The following is a 19,114-nucleotide window of genomic DNA, read 5'->3' on the forward strand; positions in this document are numbered from 1 at the left end:
GAGATGAAGAGATGACGAAGATTTCAACAAAAAATCCAGTTGTGAGCGCTGTAAACTGGAATAGGCTACATGATGAAAAAGATCTGGAAGTTTGGAACCGTTTAACAGGCAATTTTTGGTTACCTGAAAAAGTTCCTCTTTCTAATGATATTCCATCATGGGCAAGTTTAACTGAGGAAGAGAGAAAACTAACTATTCGTGTTTTTACAGGATTGACTTTATTAGATACAGTTCAAAATACTGTAGGAGCTATTTCACTTATGGCTGATGCGGTAACAGAGCATGAAGAAGCTGTTTTGACGAATATTGCGTTCATGGAAGCGGTTCATGCACGTTCTTATTCTTCTATTTTTTCAACTTTATGCTCGACCGTAGAGGTTGATGATGCGTTTCGATGGTCGGAAGAAAATCCTTATCTGCAAAAAAAAGCAAGATTAGTTCTTGAACGCTATGAGGCAGATAATCCGCTCAAAAAGAAGATTGCCTCGACTTTGCTTGAAAGTTTTTTATTTTATTCTGGTTTTTATTTACCTATGTATTGGTCAAGTCGTGCCAAGTTAACCAATACAGCTGATTTAATTAGGCTTATCATTCGTGATGAGGCTGTTCATGGTTATTATATCGGCTATAAATTTCAATTAGGGTTTGCAAAACTTGATGAGGCTAAAAAACAGGAAATAAAGGACTTTGCTTTTAATTTGTTATTTGATCTCTATAATATTGAATGCAAATATACTGAAGGTCTTTATGATACGATTGGATTGACAGAAGATGTTAAGGTCTTTCTTCATTATAATGCAAATAAAGCACTTATGAATTTGGGTTTTGAACCTCTTTTCCCACCTGAAGTTTGTCGTGTTAATCCTGCTATTTTAGCGTCTTTATCACCAAATGCTGATGAAAATCACGACTTTTTTTCAGGTTCTGGCTCTTCTTATGTTATTGGAAAAGCAGTTGCAACCGAGGATGAAGATTGGGCTTTTTAAGGAGTGTATGCAAAAAGAAGTGCGCGAGGAATTCCATTTAAATCTTCGCGTATTTTTAAGCAGTTAAATCCATTCTTTTCAAATAAATTGCAGACTTCTTCTTTTTGAGAATAGCCTATTTCAATAGCAAGATAGCCTTTTTCTTGTAAATAGTTTGCTGATTGATGAGCAAGTTTTCTGTAGAAATCAAGACCATCTTTTCCGCCGATAAGAGCGCGTAATGGATCATAGAGACGCACTTCTTTTGCAAGATTTTTTATGTCTTTTTCTGGAATATAGGGTGGATTGGAAATAATGAGATCAAACTTATCGGTGACAGAATTAAACCAATCACTCAAAAAAGGTGTAAAACGATCGGCAACATTTGCATATTCTGCATTTCTTGTGGCTGTGTTTAAAGCATCTTCAGAAATATCAATGGCTGTTGCATAGGTTTTTGGAATTTGTTTGAGAATGGCAATAGCAATGGCACCGCTTCCTGTTCCCATATCAAGAAATGTTGCTTTTTCTGATTTTTCTACATGTTTTTTTAAAATTGGTAAAACGAGATCGATGAGTGTTTCTGTATCAGGGCGAGGCTCTAATGTGTCTCGAGACAGAAAAAACGGTATACCATAAAATTCCCGTATTCCAATAATACGATGAACGGGTTCTCCAGCGATGCGTCGCTTTATTGCTTCCTCTAATTTTATAATTTGCTCAGAAGAAAGACACATATTTGGGGTTCGAATTCTGTCTGTTGCATTCGTTCCTGTTATCCACTCAATGAGTAGCTTTGCACACAGGTGAGATTCAGCAATTCCTTGATGTTGCAATCTTTTTTGTGTTTTTCTAATCGTTTTTTCTAGAAAATGATCACTCATCCGTTATTATTGATTTCTGTAAGAAGCATCGTTTGGTGATCAGAAATGAGCGCATTAATAAACTCATCAAGATCTCCTTCCATGACACGGTCAAGTTTGTATAAAGTGAGATTAATCCGGTGATCAGTAACGCGTCCTTGTGGGAAGTTATAAGTACGAATTCTTTCTGATCGATCCCCAGAGCCGATTTGAGTTTTACGAGATTCTGAGCGTTCATTATCTATTTTTTGTCGTTCCATGTCGAATAATCGCGCGCGTAAAATTTGAAGTGCACGTGCTCGGTTTTGATGTTGCGATTTTTCTGCTTGAACGACCATAATCCCTGTAGGAATATGCGTGATACGTACAGCTGAATCTGTTGTGTTGACATGCTGTCCACCGGCTCCAGATGCGCGCATTGTATCAATGCGGATATCTTCAGGGCGAATTTCGATGTCAATTTCTTCGGCTTCTGGGAGGACAGCAACAGTTGCAGCTGATGTATGAATACGTCCGTTTGTTTCTGTTTCAGGAACGCGTTGTACACGGTGAACGCCTGATTCAAACTTTAATTTAGAAAAAACACTTTTCCCTGAAATAGTTGCAATAATTTCTTTATAACCTCCAATTTCACCATCGCTGAGTGAAACAATTTCAACTTTCCAATTATGAATACTTGCATAACGCTCATACATGCGAAATAGATCACCGGCGAAAAGTGCGGCTTCTGATCCACCAGTTCCTGCTCGAATTTCGATGATAGCGCTTTTTTCATCGGCGCTATCTTTCGGCAAAAGAAGAAGCTGAAGTTCCTGTTGAAGTTGTTCAATTTTTTGGCGTAATAATGGTAATTCTTCTTGAGCAAGATTACGCATTTCTGTTTCTGTTTGTGGATCATGAATAATGGTTTCAAGTTCTTTTATTTCCTGATAAGTAGCATTTAATGCTCGTATAGAAGAAACTACAGGCTGTAATTCGGAATATTCAGAAGCTAGTTTTACATAAGTTTCTGCATTTGGATTTTCAGCCATTTGACTTTCAATTATTTCAAAGCGCTTTTCAATTTGATCTATACGATTTTGCGGTAAAGAAACCATGATAATATGCGTACAATTTATTCTGTGATGTTAAAGATTAGTAGTGTTATAGTTTTTTGTAAAGAAAAGGTGATAAAGTAGAAACACACTCTTGCCAATAAAAATTATAAGTTTTAAAAATAACTTCGTCTAAAATGATATGATTAATTTAAGAATTGCGTTTTTTCCCATAAAGTTCAAGGCGATGGTGTATTATTTCATAGCCTAGAGAATTAGCGATTTCTTTTTGTAATTTTTCGATAAGATCTGACTGAAATTCAATGATTTTTCCTGTATCTATATCGATGAGATGGTCATGATGTTGGCCATCTGCCTGCTCGAAACGAGATGGCCCTCCACTAAAGGCATGACGGTGAATGGTTCCATTTTCTTCTAATGTTTTCATAGTACGATAAACAGTTGATAAGGAAATAGTGTGATCTATTTTGTTAGCCCGTTGAAAAATTTCAAATGCGTTTGGATGATCATCTGTATCAGTTAAAACATCAAGAATAACACGCCTCTGGCGTGTTATTCTCAAACCAGAAGCACGTAATTCTTTTTCATAATTCTTCTTTTTATTCATTTTAATTGCTTGCTTTATGCAATGAAAGCCCCATGACAATGTTTATATTTTTTTCTTGAACCACAAGGACAAATTTCGTTCCGTCCAATTTTTCCCCATGTCGTTGGATTATTAGGATCACGTTCTGTTGGATGAACGAACGTACTTTCATGTGTTTGTGCCCAAAAAATTTGATTATCTTCTTCACTTTGATGATTTAAGGTAGAGCTTTGAGGGTCGTTTTGTTCAGGCATTATTTGTTCTACAGGAGCTTGAGCAATTTCAAAACGCATAAGTTTAAAAATAACATTTCTACGCAAATTTTTCAGCATAGTTTGAAAAAGTTCAAACGATTCTGTTTTATATTCGTTCAGCGGATCTCGTTGTCCATAACCACGAAAACCAATAATGGAACGCAAATGATCTAAATTAACAAGATGTTCGCGCCATAGCATATCGATAGTTTCAAGTAATATAGTTTTATGAATATAGACTATCAATTCTTTAGGATAATGTTCAGTACGCGTTTTCTCAAATTCTATGATGGCATCTGAAATACGTTTGAAAATTTGCTCTTCAGCAATGCCGTCTTCTTTTACCCATTCTCTCACAGGAAGTTCAAGATTAAAAATCTGTTGCAATTCCTCTTGCAGAGCTGTTGCATTCCATTTTTCAGAATATGTTCCAGAAGGAATATAAGCTTCCACTAAATCTTCAATGATTTCATCACGCATTCCATGGATCATTTCAGTTAGATCTTCTGCGTTCATGATTTCCATACGCTGTTCAAAAATAACTGTGCGCTGATCATTCATAACATCGTCGTATTTTAATAAATTTTTACGAATTTCAAAATTTTGCGCTTCGACTTTTTTTTGGGCTTTTTCAAGTGCTTTATTAATCCATGGATGAATAATAGCTTCATCTTCCTTTAACCCAAGTTTTTGTAAGACTGTTCCCATCCGATTTGAACCAAAGATGCGCATGAGATCGTCTTGAAGAGAAAGAAAAAATTTTGAGCGACCAGGGTCTCCTTGTCGGCCAGAACGACCGCGGAGCTGGTTATCAATACGACGGCTTTCATGACGTTCAGTTGCAATAACGTAAAGACCACCAGCCGATAACGCTTTTTCTTTAAGCGTTTGAACATCTTTCTTAATTTCTTCGATTTTAGCATCTCGTTCAGGACCTTCGGGAAAATCCTGTAATTCTTGTCGAATCCGCATTTCCACATTGCCACCAAGCTGTATGTCTGTCCCACGTCCTGCCATGTTGGTGGCGATTGTCAAAGCTCCAGGAACACCTGCTTGTGCAATAATATATGCTTCTTGTTCATGATAGCGGGCATTTAAGATTTTAAAATTAGTAATACCTTCTTTTTGTAAGCGTTCTGCTAATTGTTCTGATTTTTCAATAGAAGTTGTCCCAACAAGGATAGGTTGCTCTTTTTCATGAGCTTGACGAATATCGCGGACAATGGCACGATATTTTTCTTCTGCCGTTCGATAAATTTCATCATCTTCATCGAGACGTTGCACGGGTAGATTTGTTGGAACTTCAATAACCTCAAGCTCATAAATATTACCAAACTCTTCTGCTTCTGTTATTGCAGTTCCGGTCATTCCAGATAATTTTTTATACATACGAAAATAATTCTGGAAAGTAATAGAAGCGAGTGTTTGATTTTCTGGTTGAATAGCAACATGTTCTTTGGCTTCTAATGCTTGATGCAAACCTTCAGAATAACGTCGACCTGGCATCATTCGACCTGTAAATTCATCAATGATAACAACTTCACCATTACGAACAATATAGTCTCTGTCACGACTAAATAGTTTATGAGCTTTTAAAGCGTTATTCAGATGATGGACAATAGCAACATTTTCTATGTCATAGAGATTATTGCCTTTAAGTTGTCCAACTTCATCGAGCATTTTCTCAATTTTTTCTGCACCAATTTCAGTAAAAGTTGTTGTTTTTCGTTTTTCATCTATTTCATAATCTTCTGATGTGAGGTGAGAAATAAATTGATCAATAAAATTGTAAAAATCGGTACGATCTTCTAAAGGACCAGAGATAATAAGAGGAGTTCTAGCTTCATCAATAAGAATTGAATCCACTTCATCAACAATTGCATAATGATGCCCGCGTTGAACCATTTGGCTAGAATCGAAAGCCATATTATCACGCAGATAATCGAAACCAAGTTCATTATTTGTTGCATAGGTGATGTCACAGGCATAAGCTTCTTTTCGAGCATTATTGTCGAGATCGTGAAGTATCACTCCTGTTGTTAAACCCAGAAAACTATAAATTTTTCCCATAGTTTCGGCATCACGACTTGCAAGATAATCATTAACCGTTACAACATGAACACCTTTTTTTTCTAGTGCGTTGAGATAAACTGGCAGGGTTGCCGTTAACGTTTTACCTTCTCCGGTCCGCATTTCAGCAATACTGCGGTTATGAAGAACCATTCCACCAATGAGCTGCACGTCAAAAAGTCGTAAATTGTAAACACGCCTTACAGCTTCACGCACAGTCGCAAAAGCTTCTGGCAAAAGAGAATCAAGAGTTTCTCCTGCAATTAATCGTTGATGAAATTCTTCGGTTTTTTGGCAAAGTTGCGAATCGCTTAATTTTTGAAATTGTTCTTCTAATGCATTAATTTGCACAACTTTTTTGTAAAGAGGTTTGAGACGTCGTTCATGAGTCGAACCAAAAAATTTACGCGCAAGTACACCTAAACTGACCATTCCTGGTCCTTTCCTTAAATTCATATTGTTCTTTTTATTGAGCACTTTAACACATTGCACCCATAATTTACATCTTTCAAGATATTTAACACAATCTAATCCAGATGTTTTATTATTTTTTGGTGCGTACTTCAAAAATAGAAATAAGGAGCGAAATTCGCTATGTCAATGTTAATAACATTATTTGTTGGTCTGGAATAATTTAGGGTATGATACAATAAGTTTTTATATTATCATATTTTCACTTATTCAAGTGGAATAAAGTAGATGAGTAAATTTTATAGCTTTGAAAGTACAAATATTAATTTATTTATCTATTGTTTAGAGGATAAAGCGAAAGCAATTTGAATTTTGAGCGCGCATTAATTCTTAAGGAGTATATTTATGAAATTTAACTTTACCACGCTGCTTTTGACGTCAACTTTATTAGTGAGCACGAGTTTAGGTGTGGTGGCTCAAGAGAATGTGAAATCTGCATCGGATGATTTAAAGACTTTAGAAAAAGCTTCGATGAAGTCTTTTGCACCTTCTCACGTTATGGCAGTTATTGATGGAAAAAGCATTACAGCGGGACAATTAGATGAGCTTGCTCTTGAAATAAACCCTAATTTAGCACGCCTTCCTGATGCGCAACGTCGTATAACTGTTTTGAAAGCTTATGTGGATGTGCGAGCGCTTGTTAAAGCTGCACTTGAGAAAAACATCGATAAAACAGAAGTTTTTGATAAACGTATGACCATCATGCGTGATAATGTTCTTCAACAGCTTTATTTTAAAGAGGCTGTTGTTGATAAAATTACAGATACTGATTTAAAAACTCTTTATGAAAAGGAGATTGCGGCTTTCCCTAAAGAAGATGAGATTAAAGCGCGACACATTTTGGTTAAAACGAAAGCTGAAGCAGAAGCAATTATTAAACGTTTGAGTAAGGGAGAAAAATTTGAAGAAATAGCTAAGAAAGATTCAACGGATGGTTCAGCTGCAGTAGGTGGTGATCTTGGTTATTTTATTCGTGGTCAAATGGTTAAACCTTTTGAAGATGCTGCGTTTGATTTGAAAGTAGGTGCATACACCAAAAAACCTGTTGAAAGTCCATTCGGTTGGCATGTTATCAAGGTGGAAGATCGTCGCGTAAAGCAACCTCCTACTTTTGAAGATGTTAAAGAAGTATTACGTACTCAATTGATAAGAGAGCGTTATCAAACGCTTATAATGAAGTTGCGTGATACAGTAGATGTAAAATATCCTGATGCGGATATTGCTAAACTCATGCAATCTCTTAATGACAATGATGGTTCCTTTCCTGGGGAAACATCTGATGAAGATGAAGAAGAATAATATTTGTCAAAGTTGAGCTATTTGATTTTTTTATCGATCAAATAGCTCAATCATCATTTTATTGTATTAAGTTTTGATTATTTTGGTGGAGGAATATGTGAAGGTCGCTGGAGTTTCTCCTTTGTTGCCAGAAATGATACAAGATCTTCCGCTCTTATCTGGTGTGCGAATGGCAACTGCTGAAGCTGGGATAAAATATAAAAATCGTACTGATTTACTTTTTATTGTGTTTGATGAACCTGCAAATGTAGCAGGTGTTTTTACGCGATCAAAATGTCCATCTGCTCCTGTAGATCATTGTCGTGCATCGCTTTTTCATGGAGTTGCTAGAGGTGTTGTTGTTAATTCTGGAAATGCAAATGCTTTTACAGGACGTAAAGGTAAGCAAACAACAAATGCAATAGTTCATGCTGCAGCGAGAATTTTGCAGGTTGAAGAAAATGAAATTTTTATAGCTTCCACAGGTGTTATTGGTGAACCAATGGATGAATCCTGTGTTGTCAATCTTTTGCCGGATATGGCTCTTAGAGCAAAAGAAGACAATTGGTTGGAAGCTGCAAGAGCTATTATGACAACGGATACTTTTCCAAAGCTTGCGACGCGTCGTTTTGATTGTGGAGGAGAATTTATTACCATTAATGGAATTGCAAAAGGTGCTGGTATGATTGCACCAGATATGGCAACGATGCTGTCTTTTGTGGTGAGTGATGCGGCAATTGACACGAATATCTTGCAATCTATGTTATCGGAAGCAGTTTGCGGGTCCTTTAATTCTATTACTGTTGATAGTGATACTTCAACATCAGATACATTAATGATGTTTGCAACAGGAAAAGCAAAGAAAGATTTACCTCGTCTAACTAGTAAAAACGACCCGCGTTATCAAATATTTTTACAGCAATTGAATGAGCTTTTGCGTGATCTTGCTTTGCAAGTTGTTTGCGATGGTGAAGGTGCACGCCATTTGATTGAAGTTAATGTGACGAGTGCAACAACAGATAAAGATGCTAAAATAATTGCTTTTTCAATCGCGAATTCACCATTGGTAAAGACAGCGATTGCGGGTGAAGATGCTAATTGGGGACGTGTGGTGATGGCTGTTGGCAAAGCCGGTGTTCCTGCAGATCGCGATTTGTTAATGATTTGGTTTGGAGAACATCGTGTTGCCTTCAATGGAGAGCGTGATCCTAATTATAACGAAGCAACAGTTGATGCTTATATGAAAAATAAACACATTACAATTCGTGTTGATATTGGTCTCGGAAATGGTCAGGCAACAGTTTGGTCTTGTGATTTGACGAAAGAATATGTTGCAATTAATGGTGATTATAGAAGTTAATTTGAGATAATAGAATTTCGAATATGATATGCTCTTTGTTTGAAGGGTAAGGTGGGTCATTTTTTGTTTTTATTTAATAAGATACTTATGGCAGAAAAAGGTACTCATTCTCTCTATTGGAGATTGATATGCATATAAAAAAACCGCTGCTTCTTGTCGTTGCTTGTGCGTTATTAGATCGAGATAATCGAGTTTTGCTTACAGAACGACCTCAAGGAAAATCATTGGCTGGTTTATGGGAGTTTCCTGGTGGAAAGGTTGAGCAAGGTGAAACACCAGAGGTATCGTTGGTTCGTGAATTAGAAGAAGAGCTTGGTATTTATGTCCAATCGAATAACTTATTACCTTTAACATTTTCCAGTCATGCCTATGAAAAGTTTCACTTATTAATGCCATTGTATATTTGTCATTCTTATGAGGGGATCCCACAAGGACGAGAAGGACAAAACTTAAAATGGGTTTTAATTGATGATCTTGATAAATATCAGATGCCTGATGCTGATAAGCCATTGGTTCAGATATTGAAAAAAAACCTTCTTTAATGCTTTTTACAGAAGAGAACTGTTCAAAATATCAAGTACTGTATTTTGATATGTCTTTTTTATAAAAAAGACATAATAGATATTAAGTGTTTTATATCATGCACAAATCCGACAATTATTTGTGTGTGATTTGACATTGAGATATTGTAGTAATTCTTATATTATATATGCTGCGTTAAAAAGTATTTTATTTTAGCAATAAGTTTTACACATGTAATCAAGAATATATTATTTTAACTTTTATGTTATTTTACATAAAATTGAATAAATAATTTTTCTTCTTTATTGCAAATCATTAATAATGATTGTGTGGAAATATAGTAGTCTTTGATATTTTATTTTCACATATTGAAGATCTATTTAATTTATGTAGTTCTTTCGATGTTAAATACAGTAATTGTGAGCATAAACGATGACATTTGGTTTTTTTATTAATATATTTATCTTTATTATTGTTCTAGTATGGATTTCCCAAGTTAAAAAAACAAAATGGAGCGTTTCTCTGCGTGTTATGTTGGGACTTGTTACGGGTCTAATTCTTGGCAGTGTTTTACATTTTATTTATGGAAGCAACGAACCAATTTTATTACAATCCATTGAATGGTTTAGCATTGTTGGAGATGGTTATATGTCATTATTACAGATGATTGTTATGCCATTAGTTTTTATTTCTATTGTTTCAGCGGTTGCTCATGTGCATTCCATTTATGCTGTTGGAAAAATTAGTCTCATAACAATTTCAATTCTACTTTTTACGACTGCTTTTGCTGCATTGGTTGGTATTTTAGTAGTTAATTTTTTTGGATTGACAGCAAATGACTTGATGCATGGCAAGACAAATGTATCTGATATTTTTGGAAATCAAGCGCTTCGACTTGAAGATATAAATATACCGAAAATGATTTTATCATTTATTCCTCAAAATCCATTTGCTGAATTAAGTGGAGTGAAGCAGACATCAATTATTAGTGTTGTTATTTTTTCTGCATTTTTGGGAGCTGCAGCTCTTGTTTTAAAGAGGGATGATCCAGATACAGGAGAGAGAGTTATTTCATTGATTCAGGTTATGCAATCTTGGATTATGCGTTTGGTGCGGATTGTTATTTCTTTAACACCTTATGGGGTTTTTGCACTAATGACTAAAGTGGCAGCAACTTCAAATATTGCAGAGATTTTAAAATTACTAGTTTTTGTTGTGGCTTCTTATGTGGGCATCATTCTCATGTTTGGAGTGCATAGTGTATTACTTGGTATATTAGGAATTAATCCATTTCGCTTTTTTAAAAAGGTTTTTCCTGTTTTAGCATTTGCTTTTAGTAGTCGTTCAAGTGCTGCGAGTATTCCTTTGAATATTGAAGCACAAACAAAATGGATTGGTGTACCACAATACATTGCAAATTTTTCAGCTTCTTTTGGTGCAACAATAGGACAAAATGGTTGTGCTGGTCTTTATCCTGCAATGCTTGCAACCATGATAGCACCATCTGTTGGGGTTAATCCCCTAGATCCTATCTGGATTGCTACTCTTGTTGGTGTTGTAACATTAAGTTCTGTTGGTGTTGCAGGCGTTGGAGGGGGTGCTATTTTTGCTGCATTGATTGTGTTGCCGATGATGGGATTACCTGTTTCTCTGGTCGCTATTTTAATTTCGGTTGAGCCTTTAATTGATATGGGGCGTACAGCTCTTAATGTAAATGGCTCGATGTTGGCTGGAACGATGACAAGTCAGATACTACGGACGATGGATAAAAGCATTTTTGAAGAATGATTTGATATTGAAGTTATATTTTCTTCGTTTTTATTTTTTCTGTTTTTCTAAGGCATCGACAAGAGATATCTGCGCTGAGCCTGGCTGCATAGGTTTTTGTTGATCTTTATGAGGAGCCCAACCGGAGAGCCAAATGAAAGAGAAACTTGCACGAATACGACCATCGGGATCGCTGTATCGTTTTGCATAAATTTCAGCAGCACGAAGGAAAAAGCGTTTTGATATGGGGCGTTTTGAGCGATTAACGAGCGCATTTTGCATTCCCATAGCTTTAAGGTCATGCATGAGATCAAACATTGTATTATAACGGATAGTGATATCTTCAACATCAATTACAGGGAGAGCAAATCCAACACGCTGTAAAATGGCTCCTGCATCGCGAATATCGGCAAAAGGATAAATTCTTGGGCTAGCACCACCATAAATTTCGATTTCTGCTTGCATTAGACACTCACGAAGTTCTTGTAACGTGCCAGCTCCAGCCATAGCAGCAAGCAATAACCCATCCGGTTTGAGGATATGTTTTATTTGGCTGAGAACTCCAGGTGTATCATTGGTTAATTGTAATGAAAGAAGTGAAACAATTAAATCACAATAACATTGAGGTAAATTCAAAAATTCTCGGTGACGCAAATGAAATTTTTGACCACGGTTCTGGTAAAGAGGATCGGTTTCAACGTATTCTATGGAATGAATTTTCCCAGATTTTTTTAAGGCTTGCGCGGCAAGACCCGTGTGTCCGTGGAGATCCAGAGCTAATGTGAATTGTCGATTAACTGTACAGATTCGTTTATAGAGATCATCAGCTACATAAGATAATAAAAAGTCACACCCTGTTGTTGCTTTTTTGAAAGCACGTTTACGAAATTGTTCGATAAGTGTGTGATCGAAAATTAAAGGGTGTGACATATCATTAAGCTTTTTTCTATTTAAAATGTTATTTTTCTATGGGTTCATTGAATGCAGGTTATGTCAAGTTTATGCTGTAAAAAACTTAGATTTTTAAAAAATGACAGTCTTTGAAAAACTAAATTGTATAAATCTGAAAATGTGAAAGTTTTTTTCCTCTGAAATTATAAATTATAAATTAAAAATTATCAAAAACATACTTTAGGGATACTTGTTGTGAATAGTAAAAGTATATTGAGCAAATATATTGAGTTTTTTACAGCAATTTTATATCCACCAACTTGCCCTGGATGTAAAACAAGAGTTTCTTCTTGGGGAACCATGTGTGCGAATTGTTGGAATAATCTTCAATTTATAACCAAACCTTATTGTCCTATTCTTGGAACTCCCTTTGCTTACGATATGGGAGATGGCTTTCTCAGTGGTGAAGCTATCCAAGGTTCTTATCTTGTTTCTCGTGTTCGTTCAGCTGTTGTTCATAAAGGTTTAGCGCGATCTTTGATTGTACGATTGAAATACGGTGATCGTATAGAATTAGCACGGTTTATGGCAGATTGGATGATGTTTGCGGGGCGTGATATGATTGATGACTGTGATATCATCATTCCTATTCCTTTACATTCTCGTCGTTTCTTCTGGAGACGTTATAATCAATCTGCTGAGTTGGCTCGTTATATTGCAAAGAAACAAGATAAACCTTTTAAACCTGGTTGGCTTTTTCGTTGCCGATATACGCGTCCGCAAGTTGGTTTATCTGCTACAGAACGAAAGAAAAATTTGCATAACGCTTTTCAAATTCCTGATAAATTTAAACAATCTATAAAAGATTGCTCTGTATTATTGGTTGATGATGTTTTAACAACAGGCGTAACAGTAAGTGCAGCGGCTACAATATTAAAACAAGCAGGTGCACGACAAGTTGATGTTTTAACATTTTCGCGTGTATTAAAAGATAATACTGTATTTAATTCTTGAGAGATCATTAAAATCTATTATATGAAGAAAAAGTACTGGAGAAGATTATGAAAGAGATTACACTATATACACGACCTAATTGTCCTTATTGTGCAAAAGCACGCGCTTTATTTGATAAAAAAGGCATAAAATACATTGATATTGATGCTTCAACTTCTCTTCGCCAGAAAATGATAGAGCGAGCGAATGGTCGCAATACATTTCCGCAAATTTTTATTGGTGAATATCATGTTGGTGGATGTGACGATCTTTATGCTTTAGATTCTTCTGGTAAGCTTGATCGTTTGCTGCAAGAAGCTTAATAATTGTTTTTCACTCTATTTATTCAAATCGTTTTGCAAGCAGTATGTAATTAACATCCATATTGTTTGACAGATTCCAGTTATCATGTAATGGATTGTAAGTAACTCCAATTTCATCGATAACAGAGAGAGTATTTTTGAATAAGAAATTTTTAAGTTCTTGGGGTTTGATAAATTTTTTGTAGTCATGTGTTCCTTGAGGAAGCCAGCGTAAAATATATTCAGCGCCTACAATAGCTAAGGCCCATGCTTTCCATGTACGGTTGAGTGTTGATACAAACATAAGTCCTTGAGGTTTAAGCATTTTTGCTGTTGATGATAAGAAAAGGTCAACATCAGAAACGTGTTCAATAACTTCCATATTGAGGATGATATCAAATTGTTCACCTTCATTTGCGAGTATTTCTGCGGTGGTTGTACGATAATCAATTGAAAGATTGTTTTGAGCTGCATGGATTTTTGCAACTTCAATGTTAGTGTGTGCCGCATCAGCTCCCACGACAGTGGCTCCAAGACGTGCCATTGGTTCACATAACAAACCACCTCCACATCCAATATCGAGAAGTTTCAAACTTTCAAAAGGTGTGAGTGAAAAAGGATCACGATCAAATGCAAGACAGATTTTTTCTTTAATATAAGCAAGGCGTGTTGGATTGAACTTATGAAGTGGCTGAAATTTTCCTTGAGGATCCCACCACTCGGCGGCAATTCGTGAAAAATGTTCAATTTCGTTCTGATCGATTGTTGTTTGTGTTGCATCCATCATACCGTTTCCCTTCCATTTTTCATTGATTAAGTTCAGGTGGTTTTCTTTTAAAGTCAAGTATAAATTAAGATAAGTATCCTAGACTTGATAAAATGATAGATATTAGTTATGTCGAAAAATAATCTTTATAATGAGTAGAACTTTATTCTACTCATGTGTTGTTTGACGTAAAAAATGTAAGAGTCTCATAGATGGCGCGTATTGTTATGAAATTTGGTGGAACATCTGTTGCAGATGTTGAGCGCATTCGTAATGTGGCGCGGCATGTTAAAAGAGAAGTGGATGCAGGTAATGAAGTTGCAGTCGTTGTTTCAGCTATGGCTGGTACAACCAACCAACTGGTTGAGTGGACACGAGATACTTCACCAGTGTATGATGTTTGTGAATATGATGTTGTTGTTGCTTCTGGGGAACAGGTAACAGCAGGTTTATTAGCGATTTCACTTCAATCGATGGGAGTGAGTGCACGTTCGTGGCTCGGTTGGCAAATTCCTATTTATACAGATAACGCACATGGTGGTGCGCGGATAACAGATATTGACGAATCTTTTTTAGTACAGTGTTTACAAAAAGGTCAGGTCGCGGTTATCGCTGGATTTCAGGGATTAGATCCAGATAATCGGATTTCTACTTTGGGACGTGGCGGGTCAGATACAAGTGCTGTTGCAGTGGCAGCAGCTTTACAAGCGGATCGGTGTGATATTTATACAGATGTAGATGGTGTTTATACAACCGACCCGCGAATAGAACCTAAAGCGCGTCGTTTGCCAAAAGTAGCTTTTGAAGAAATGCTTGAGATGGCTTCTCTTGGAGCAAAAGTTTTGCAAGTTCGTTCTGTTGAATTGGCAATGGTTCATAAAGTACGTACATTTGTACGCTCAAGTTTTGAAAGTCCTGATGCTGTGAGTATGGATGATTCAATTAATTTTTCTGGAACACTTATTTGCGATGAGGATGAAATCGTGGAAAAACAGAATGTTACTGGTATTGCTTTTGCAAAAGATGAAGCACAAATTTCATTGCGTCGGCTTGCAGATCGTCCAGGTGTTTCTGCAGCAATTTTTGGCCCTTTAGCTGAAGAGCGCATCAATGTTGATATGATCGTACAGAATATTTCTGAAGATGGTTCGACAACAGATATGACTTTTACTGTACCATCAGCTGATGTTGATAAAGCTGTTTCACTTTTGAAAAAAAATCGTAAAGAAATAGGCTTTGATGTTCTTCAGTTTGAATGTGGTCTTGCAAAGATTTCTCTTATTGGTATTGGTATGCGTAGTCATGCAGGGGTAGCCGCTACAGCGTTTAAAGCTTTGGCTGAAAAAGGTATTAATATTCAAGCAATAACGACTTCGGAGATTAAAATTTCTGTTTTGATTGACAGCGTCTATACTGAACTTGCGGTTAGAACATTGCATGCTGTATATGGTCTTGATAAAGAATAAGAACTTTTTAAACTTCAATAACTTTAAATGTCTGTTCTTTTTACAGTGAAATAAGTTTCTAATAGAAACTCAAGTGGATATGTATTTGCACTTATTTGAGTTGATTTTAGATTTGAAAGTGAAAGAGTTTTTATTTTGTTCTCTTTTTTCTAATAAGCAAACTAATCTCTTTGAAAAAGAGCTTAGTTTAAATGTTTTTCAAGATTACTTCCTTGGAATGAGATAGGTTATACGCTTTTTTTATTTTTTTTAATGTAAATTAATCCATATCCGAGACCAAAAAAAGCAGAAAGACCGGATCCGCATAGAACACCAATTTTTGCAGAATCAAGCTGGACGATATCTTTAAAAGCAAGCATTGAAACGAAGATAGACATTGTGAAACCAATTCCTGCTAACGATCCAATAAGTAATATACCAGCCCATGTTGTATTAGGAGGAAGTCGACATAAGCCTGATTTAACAGCTAGATAGCTAGCGGTAATAATTCCAAGAGGTTTCCCAATAAACAAACCAACAATAATGCCAGCAACAATGAGAAATGATGTATTAGAAGAGAGATCGAAATTTGCAAAACTAACACCAGCATTTGCAAAGGCAAAAATTGGCATGATACCATATGCTACCCATGGATGCAGTGCTTTTTGAATGCGTGTTACAGGCGCAATTGCATCGCGTTGTCCTTTACTCATTTTTTTCAATGTTGTTGAGATATGATGGAGGTCTGTTTTGGTATTTTTTTCTTGAAGCGTCTTAATTGCATTACTGAGTGTTGTGAGTAAAGCGACGAAATTACGATTAGGTAAGACTGGAGTCATCATGCCTAAAATAACACCAGCAAGAGATGGATGAATCCCAGTTATCAGCAAACCACACCAAATAATGGCACCAGGTAAAATATAGAGCCATGCTGATGCAAAACCAATCCATTGAAAGAATAACACTAAAACAATTCCTGATGCTGCTAATGGTAAACCATTGAGATCAAGATTACTTGAGTAAAAAAAGGCAATGATAAGAACAGCAATAATATCATCAATGATTGCGAGTGATAGAAGGATAACATGAAGATTTGTAGGAATTGCTCTTCCAAGAAGAGCGAGAATCCCCAGAGCAAAAGCAATGTCAGTAGCAGTCGGTACTGCCCAGCCATAAATATGACCACCATTTAAGTTAAGGCTAAGATAAATAATTGCCGGCAGACAAACCCCACCTATTGCTGCAATAATTGGTAGAGTTGCTTGTTTGAGATTAGCAAGAGCACCTTCATGAATTTCGCGTCTGATTTCCATACCTGCGACGAGAAAAAATATAGTCATAAGAGCATCATTAACCCAAAAATGTAAATCTTTTGACACAGTAATATGACCAAGGTTAAAACCAAGCTGGGTATGCCAAAAAGCCTCATAAAAAGAAGCATATTCAGAATTAGCAAAAATAAGTGCTGCTGCGGCTGCAAATAAAAGAACAATACCGCTTAGAGCTTCAATATGAAGAAAACGTTCAATGGCAGAAAGCGCGCGATTGGTAATACGAGAAGCGCGATTTTGTAAGCGATTTGAAGATGAATCCGTCATAAAGTAACTCCAAATATCAAAAGTTATCTCTGATAATACATATGATTTGCATATTCTTGTTTGTGTCGTTGATATGGTTTCATATACATGAAAAAAACAGGAGTGAAAGTGATTATTATATCAAAAAAGATTTTTTAAATATCCCATTTTTCAATGGGACATTTCATTTTTGATCGTTAAATTGACTTTGCTCAAAGCTGTTGAGAGACTATTTTTTAGGGCAGTCTCAAGATCATTAATGGTAAGACCTTTGCTATCCTTTGCTTTTATTGTAATAATTAACGTTTGTGGATTTTTAGCAAAATCACCAAGAGATTTTGAAATACTCGCAGCTTGATCACGATCTTTTAACAAAAATTGAGGGCTTTGCGTCATCATTAAATAGAAATCATCATATAACTCTTTTTTTAAATCATGCGTGTTGTCACCCAAATTCTGAGCTAGATAAGAAAAAAGTTTATCAAAGAGGCCAGTATCCGTATAGCGTAGGTTAATTTCGGTTATATTAAGATCTTGAGAAGCTAACGCCATTGCATTTTTATGACCAGAAAAGAGCGCTTGATCCACATCAGTTATTTTAGCTGATATTTTCCCTGATCCCAAATCTTTGATGTTAAAAGAGATTGCGTTAAGAAGCAGCACACGTTCCTTTTCATTGTAAGAAGCATCAAGTTCTCCTGAAAAATTAATGTGTTTAAAATCTATATTTTCAAGAGAATTTCCATCTCTTTTTTCTACTTCTTTAGAGGAAATTAAAAGATTATTGAGAGATACAAAAAGTTTTCTTGGTATGGTTTGTTGCCATTGGCTTGGTTTGAATTGAAATGTTTCAAGTGTTGCTTTAAATTTTTGGTTATCAATAATTGCTTTATCAATTTGAGCATCAACAGAGGTAATCGCGGAAAGGCCATTTATAAGAATAGCGCTTTGCACTTGTCTTGTGGCTTCTTTATTGTTGGTATTTTTTGCATTAAAATAATCTTGAACAAGTTTTTTCGGAGATTGTTCGAAGGGTCTCATTTTGAGGCCGGATGTTTTAAATTTGTTAAAAGAAAAAGAAGCATTTTTTTCTTCTCCTTCAAAAATATCAATGATTACATTCTCCAGTGCAATGGGGCCAGTAACGGTTTTATCTTGATGAAAGGCATTATTTTTTTCATTAAAGAGAGAATAGGTATATCCAATGTCAATATTATGAGCTTTTATTGTATCGCTTTTAGCTACTAAAAATGTTGGTTTGGGTGTGTTGGTAATTGTTGTTGCTAGGTTTACATTGGTGATTATATTTTTGATTGAAATAGAACGAATATGGCCATTTTTTAAACCAGAAAGATGAAAATTATTTATGGTGATTGTTTCAGATTGTTTATTCTCATGATTAATGGAAAATAATATCTCTGGTGCAAAAGTTGATGCGACGTCAATACGCATAAGTAATTGCAAAAGACGAGATGTAATTTCGGTATTTTTTTCTTTTAAAAATACATTATTGAAAGAAATTTGGGGGATTTGTACGTGAAAGTTATTTTTTTTTAAGTCAACATCGTAAAGTGTAAAAGTTCCAGGAATAAAAGAAATAGGAGGACGACCTGAAATGGCACCAATTTTAAGTGATATGTTTTCTGGAGTGGGGATAATAACATTTTTTAAGTTGATTTTTCCAGCAATACTAATTTCAGTTTTTTCTGCATTGATAGAACGACGTGCTATTTCTTTTTTAACAAACTTGTCGAGATAAGGCTTAACTGTATAAAACCCACCAGCAAATATGATTGCAAAAATAGTAATAAATCCAATAATATACGTTAACCAGTATTTTTTATGATTTTCATGTTCATAATTAAAATTGACCATTATTTCTTCTTTCAATTTTATCACTATGTATTGAGAGCGTAAATAAATACCTTTTGGGGGAAAAGAGATATTGA

The 19,114-nt window shown here is 35.6% G+C and carries 16 protein-coding genes; 8 read left to right on the forward strand and 8 right to left on the reverse strand.

All coding sequences use genetic code 11. From position 1 onward, the window contains the following. Positions 1 to 11: 11 nt before the first annotated feature. Positions 12 to 986 (forward strand): class 1b ribonucleoside-diphosphate reductase subunit beta, encoded by a 975-nt coding sequence (nrdF, locus tag NPY00_RS03050; protein WP_269020606.1) that lies wholly within the window; start codon positions 12 to 14, stop codon positions 984 to 986. On the opposite strand, the gene prmC is transcribed toward nrdF, so the two are convergent. The 4 genes from prmC to secA form a co-directional block, all read right to left on the reverse strand. Next, on the reverse strand, positions 983 to 1,849 hold the full coding sequence (gene prmC / locus NPY00_RS03055) for a peptide chain release factor N(5)-glutamine methyltransferase (RefSeq protein ID WP_269020607.1): 867 nt from the start codon (positions 1,847 to 1,849) through the stop codon (positions 983 to 985). The two genes, nrdF and prmC, sit on opposite strands and share 4 nt — an antisense overlap. Continuing rightward, positions 1,846 to 2,925 carry a peptide chain release factor 1 gene (prfA, locus tag NPY00_RS03060; protein ID WP_269020608.1) on the reverse strand — a complete coding sequence of 360 codons (1,080 nt, stop codon included), beginning with the start codon at positions 2,923 to 2,925 and terminating at the stop codon, positions 1,846 to 1,848. Before prfA ends, prmC begins: the two co-directional genes overlap by 4 nt. Positions 2,926 to 3,073: 148 nt before the next feature. Beyond that, positions 3,074 to 3,490, reverse strand: a complete 417-nt coding sequence (locus tag NPY00_RS03065) for a Fur family transcriptional regulator (RefSeq protein WP_269020609.1) — start codon at positions 3,488 to 3,490, stop codon at positions 3,074 to 3,076. A 14-nt stretch (positions 3,491 to 3,504) separates the two neighbouring features. Beyond that, positions 3,505 to 6,225 (reverse strand): preprotein translocase subunit SecA, encoded by a 2,721-nt coding sequence (secA, locus tag NPY00_RS03070; RefSeq protein ID WP_269020781.1) that lies wholly within the window; start codon positions 6,223 to 6,225, stop codon positions 3,505 to 3,507. A 384-nt stretch (positions 6,226 to 6,609) separates the two neighbouring features. Here secA and NPY00_RS03075 point away from each other — a divergent pair, with 384 nt between their 5' ends. The 4 genes from NPY00_RS03075 (at position 6,610) to NPY00_RS03090 (ending at position 11,212) form a co-directional block, all read left to right on the forward strand. Continuing rightward, complete coding sequence (locus NPY00_RS03075) at positions 6,610 to 7,563, forward strand: peptidylprolyl isomerase (protein WP_269020610.1); 954 nt, start codon at positions 6,610 to 6,612, stop codon at positions 7,561 to 7,563. A gap of 133 nt (positions 7,564 to 7,696) precedes the next feature. After that, the gene (gene argJ, locus NPY00_RS03080) at positions 7,697 to 8,902 is read left to right on the forward strand and encodes a bifunctional glutamate N-acetyltransferase/amino-acid acetyltransferase ArgJ (protein ID WP_269020782.1); all 1,206 of its coding nucleotides are present in this window, start codon (positions 7,697 to 7,699) and stop codon (positions 8,900 to 8,902) included. A 128-nt stretch (positions 8,903 to 9,030) separates the two neighbouring features. After that, positions 9,031 to 9,444, forward strand: coding sequence for an 8-oxo-dGTP diphosphatase MutT (gene mutT / locus NPY00_RS03085; RefSeq protein ID WP_269020611.1), 414 nt, complete (start codon positions 9,031 to 9,033; stop codon positions 9,442 to 9,444). A gap of 412 nt (positions 9,445 to 9,856) precedes the next feature. Continuing rightward, positions 9,857 to 11,212: an L-cystine transporter gene (locus NPY00_RS03090; RefSeq protein ID WP_269020612.1), complete on the forward strand. Its 1,356-nt coding sequence runs from the start codon at positions 9,857 to 9,859 to the stop codon at positions 11,210 to 11,212. 30 nt (positions 11,213 to 11,242) lie between these two features. Here NPY00_RS03090 and NPY00_RS03095 read toward each other — a convergent pair whose 3' ends face one another. Beyond that, entirely contained in the window at positions 11,243 to 12,121 is an 879-nt protein-coding gene (locus tag NPY00_RS03095) for a class I SAM-dependent methyltransferase (protein ID WP_269020613.1), read from the reverse strand. A 207-nt stretch (positions 12,122 to 12,328) separates the two neighbouring features. Here NPY00_RS03095 and NPY00_RS03100 point away from each other — a divergent pair, with 207 nt between their 5' ends. Beyond that, a complete protein-coding gene (locus NPY00_RS03100; protein ID WP_269020783.1) occupies positions 12,329 to 13,096 on the forward strand; it encodes a ComF family protein in 768 nt (255 codons plus the stop codon). A 47-nt stretch (positions 13,097 to 13,143) separates the two neighbouring features. Next, positions 13,144 to 13,398, forward strand: a complete 255-nt coding sequence (gene grxC, locus NPY00_RS03105) for a glutaredoxin 3 (RefSeq protein WP_269020614.1) — start codon at positions 13,144 to 13,146, stop codon at positions 13,396 to 13,398. Positions 13,399 to 13,417: 19 nt separating this feature from the next. Here grxC and ubiG read toward each other — a convergent pair whose 3' ends face one another. Continuing rightward, positions 13,418 to 14,164 (reverse strand): bifunctional 2-polyprenyl-6-hydroxyphenol methylase/3-demethylubiquinol 3-O-methyltransferase UbiG, encoded by a 747-nt coding sequence (ubiG, locus tag NPY00_RS03110; RefSeq protein ID WP_269020615.1) that lies wholly within the window; start codon positions 14,162 to 14,164, stop codon positions 13,418 to 13,420. A gap of 191 nt (positions 14,165 to 14,355) precedes the next feature. Between ubiG and NPY00_RS03115 the strand changes: the two genes are divergently transcribed. Continuing rightward, the gene (locus NPY00_RS03115; protein WP_269020616.1) at positions 14,356 to 15,609 is read left to right on the forward strand and encodes an aspartate kinase; all 1,254 of its coding nucleotides are present in this window, start codon (positions 14,356 to 14,358) and stop codon (positions 15,607 to 15,609) included. 227 nt (positions 15,610 to 15,836) lie between these two features. Here NPY00_RS03115 and nhaA read toward each other — a convergent pair whose 3' ends face one another. Both nhaA and NPY00_RS03125 read right to left on the reverse strand, forming a co-directional pair. Further along, positions 15,837 to 17,186, reverse strand: a complete 1,350-nt coding sequence (nhaA, locus tag NPY00_RS03120) for a Na+/H+ antiporter NhaA (protein ID WP_269020617.1) — start codon at positions 17,184 to 17,186, stop codon at positions 15,837 to 15,839. Positions 17,187 to 17,336: 150 nt separating this feature from the next. Then, on the reverse strand, positions 17,337 to 19,040 hold the full coding sequence (locus tag NPY00_RS03125; RefSeq protein WP_269020618.1) for a hypothetical protein: 1,704 nt from the start codon (positions 19,038 to 19,040) through the stop codon (positions 17,337 to 17,339). Positions 19,041 to 19,114 lie beyond the last annotated feature (74 nt).

The sequence above is a fragment of the Bartonella sp. F02 genome (assembly GCF_026929975.1).
Lineage (GTDB): Bacteria > Pseudomonadota > Alphaproteobacteria > Rhizobiales > Rhizobiaceae > Bartonella.

Excerpts from the sequence above, each read along its gene's own strand:
- nrdF (WP_269020606.1), top strand. The coding sequence starts at position 12 with ATGACGAAGATTTCAACAAAAAATCCAGTTGTGAGCGCTGTAAACTGG.
- prmC (WP_269020607.1), bottom strand. The coding sequence starts at position 1,849 with ATGAGTGATCATTTTCTAGAAAAAACGATTAGAAAAACACAAAAAAGA.
- prfA (WP_269020608.1), bottom strand. The coding sequence starts at position 2,925 with ATGGTTTCTTTACCGCAAAATCGTATAGATCAAATTGAAAAGCGCTTT.
- NPY00_RS03065 (WP_269020609.1), bottom strand. The coding sequence starts at position 3,490 with ATGAATAAAAAGAAGAATTATGAAAAAGAATTACGTGCTTCTGGTTTG.
- secA (WP_269020781.1), bottom strand. The coding sequence starts at position 6,225 with ATGGTCAGTTTAGGTGTACTTGCGCGTAAATTTTTTGGTTCGACTCAT.
- NPY00_RS03075 (WP_269020610.1), top strand. The coding sequence starts at position 6,610 with ATGAAATTTAACTTTACCACGCTGCTTTTGACGTCAACTTTATTAGTG.
- argJ (WP_269020782.1), top strand. The coding sequence starts at position 7,697 with ATGATACAAGATCTTCCGCTCTTATCTGGTGTGCGAATGGCAACTGCT.
- mutT (WP_269020611.1), top strand. The coding sequence starts at position 9,031 with ATGCATATAAAAAAACCGCTGCTTCTTGTCGTTGCTTGTGCGTTATTA.
- NPY00_RS03090 (WP_269020612.1), top strand. The coding sequence starts at position 9,857 with ATGACATTTGGTTTTTTTATTAATATATTTATCTTTATTATTGTTCTA.
- NPY00_RS03095 (WP_269020613.1), bottom strand. The coding sequence starts at position 12,121 with ATGTCACACCCTTTAATTTTCGATCACACACTTATCGAACAATTTCGT.
- grxC (WP_269020614.1), top strand. The coding sequence starts at position 13,144 with ATGAAAGAGATTACACTATATACACGACCTAATTGTCCTTATTGTGCA.
- ubiG (WP_269020615.1), bottom strand. The coding sequence starts at position 14,164 with ATGATGGATGCAACACAAACAACAATCGATCAGAACGAAATTGAACAT.
- NPY00_RS03115 (WP_269020616.1), top strand. The coding sequence starts at position 14,356 with ATGGCGCGTATTGTTATGAAATTTGGTGGAACATCTGTTGCAGATGTT.
- nhaA (WP_269020617.1), bottom strand. The coding sequence starts at position 17,186 with ATGACGGATTCATCTTCAAATCGCTTACAAAATCGCGCTTCTCGTATT.
- NPY00_RS03125 (WP_269020618.1), bottom strand. The coding sequence starts at position 19,040 with ATGGTCAATTTTAATTATGAACATGAAAATCATAAAAAATACTGGTTA.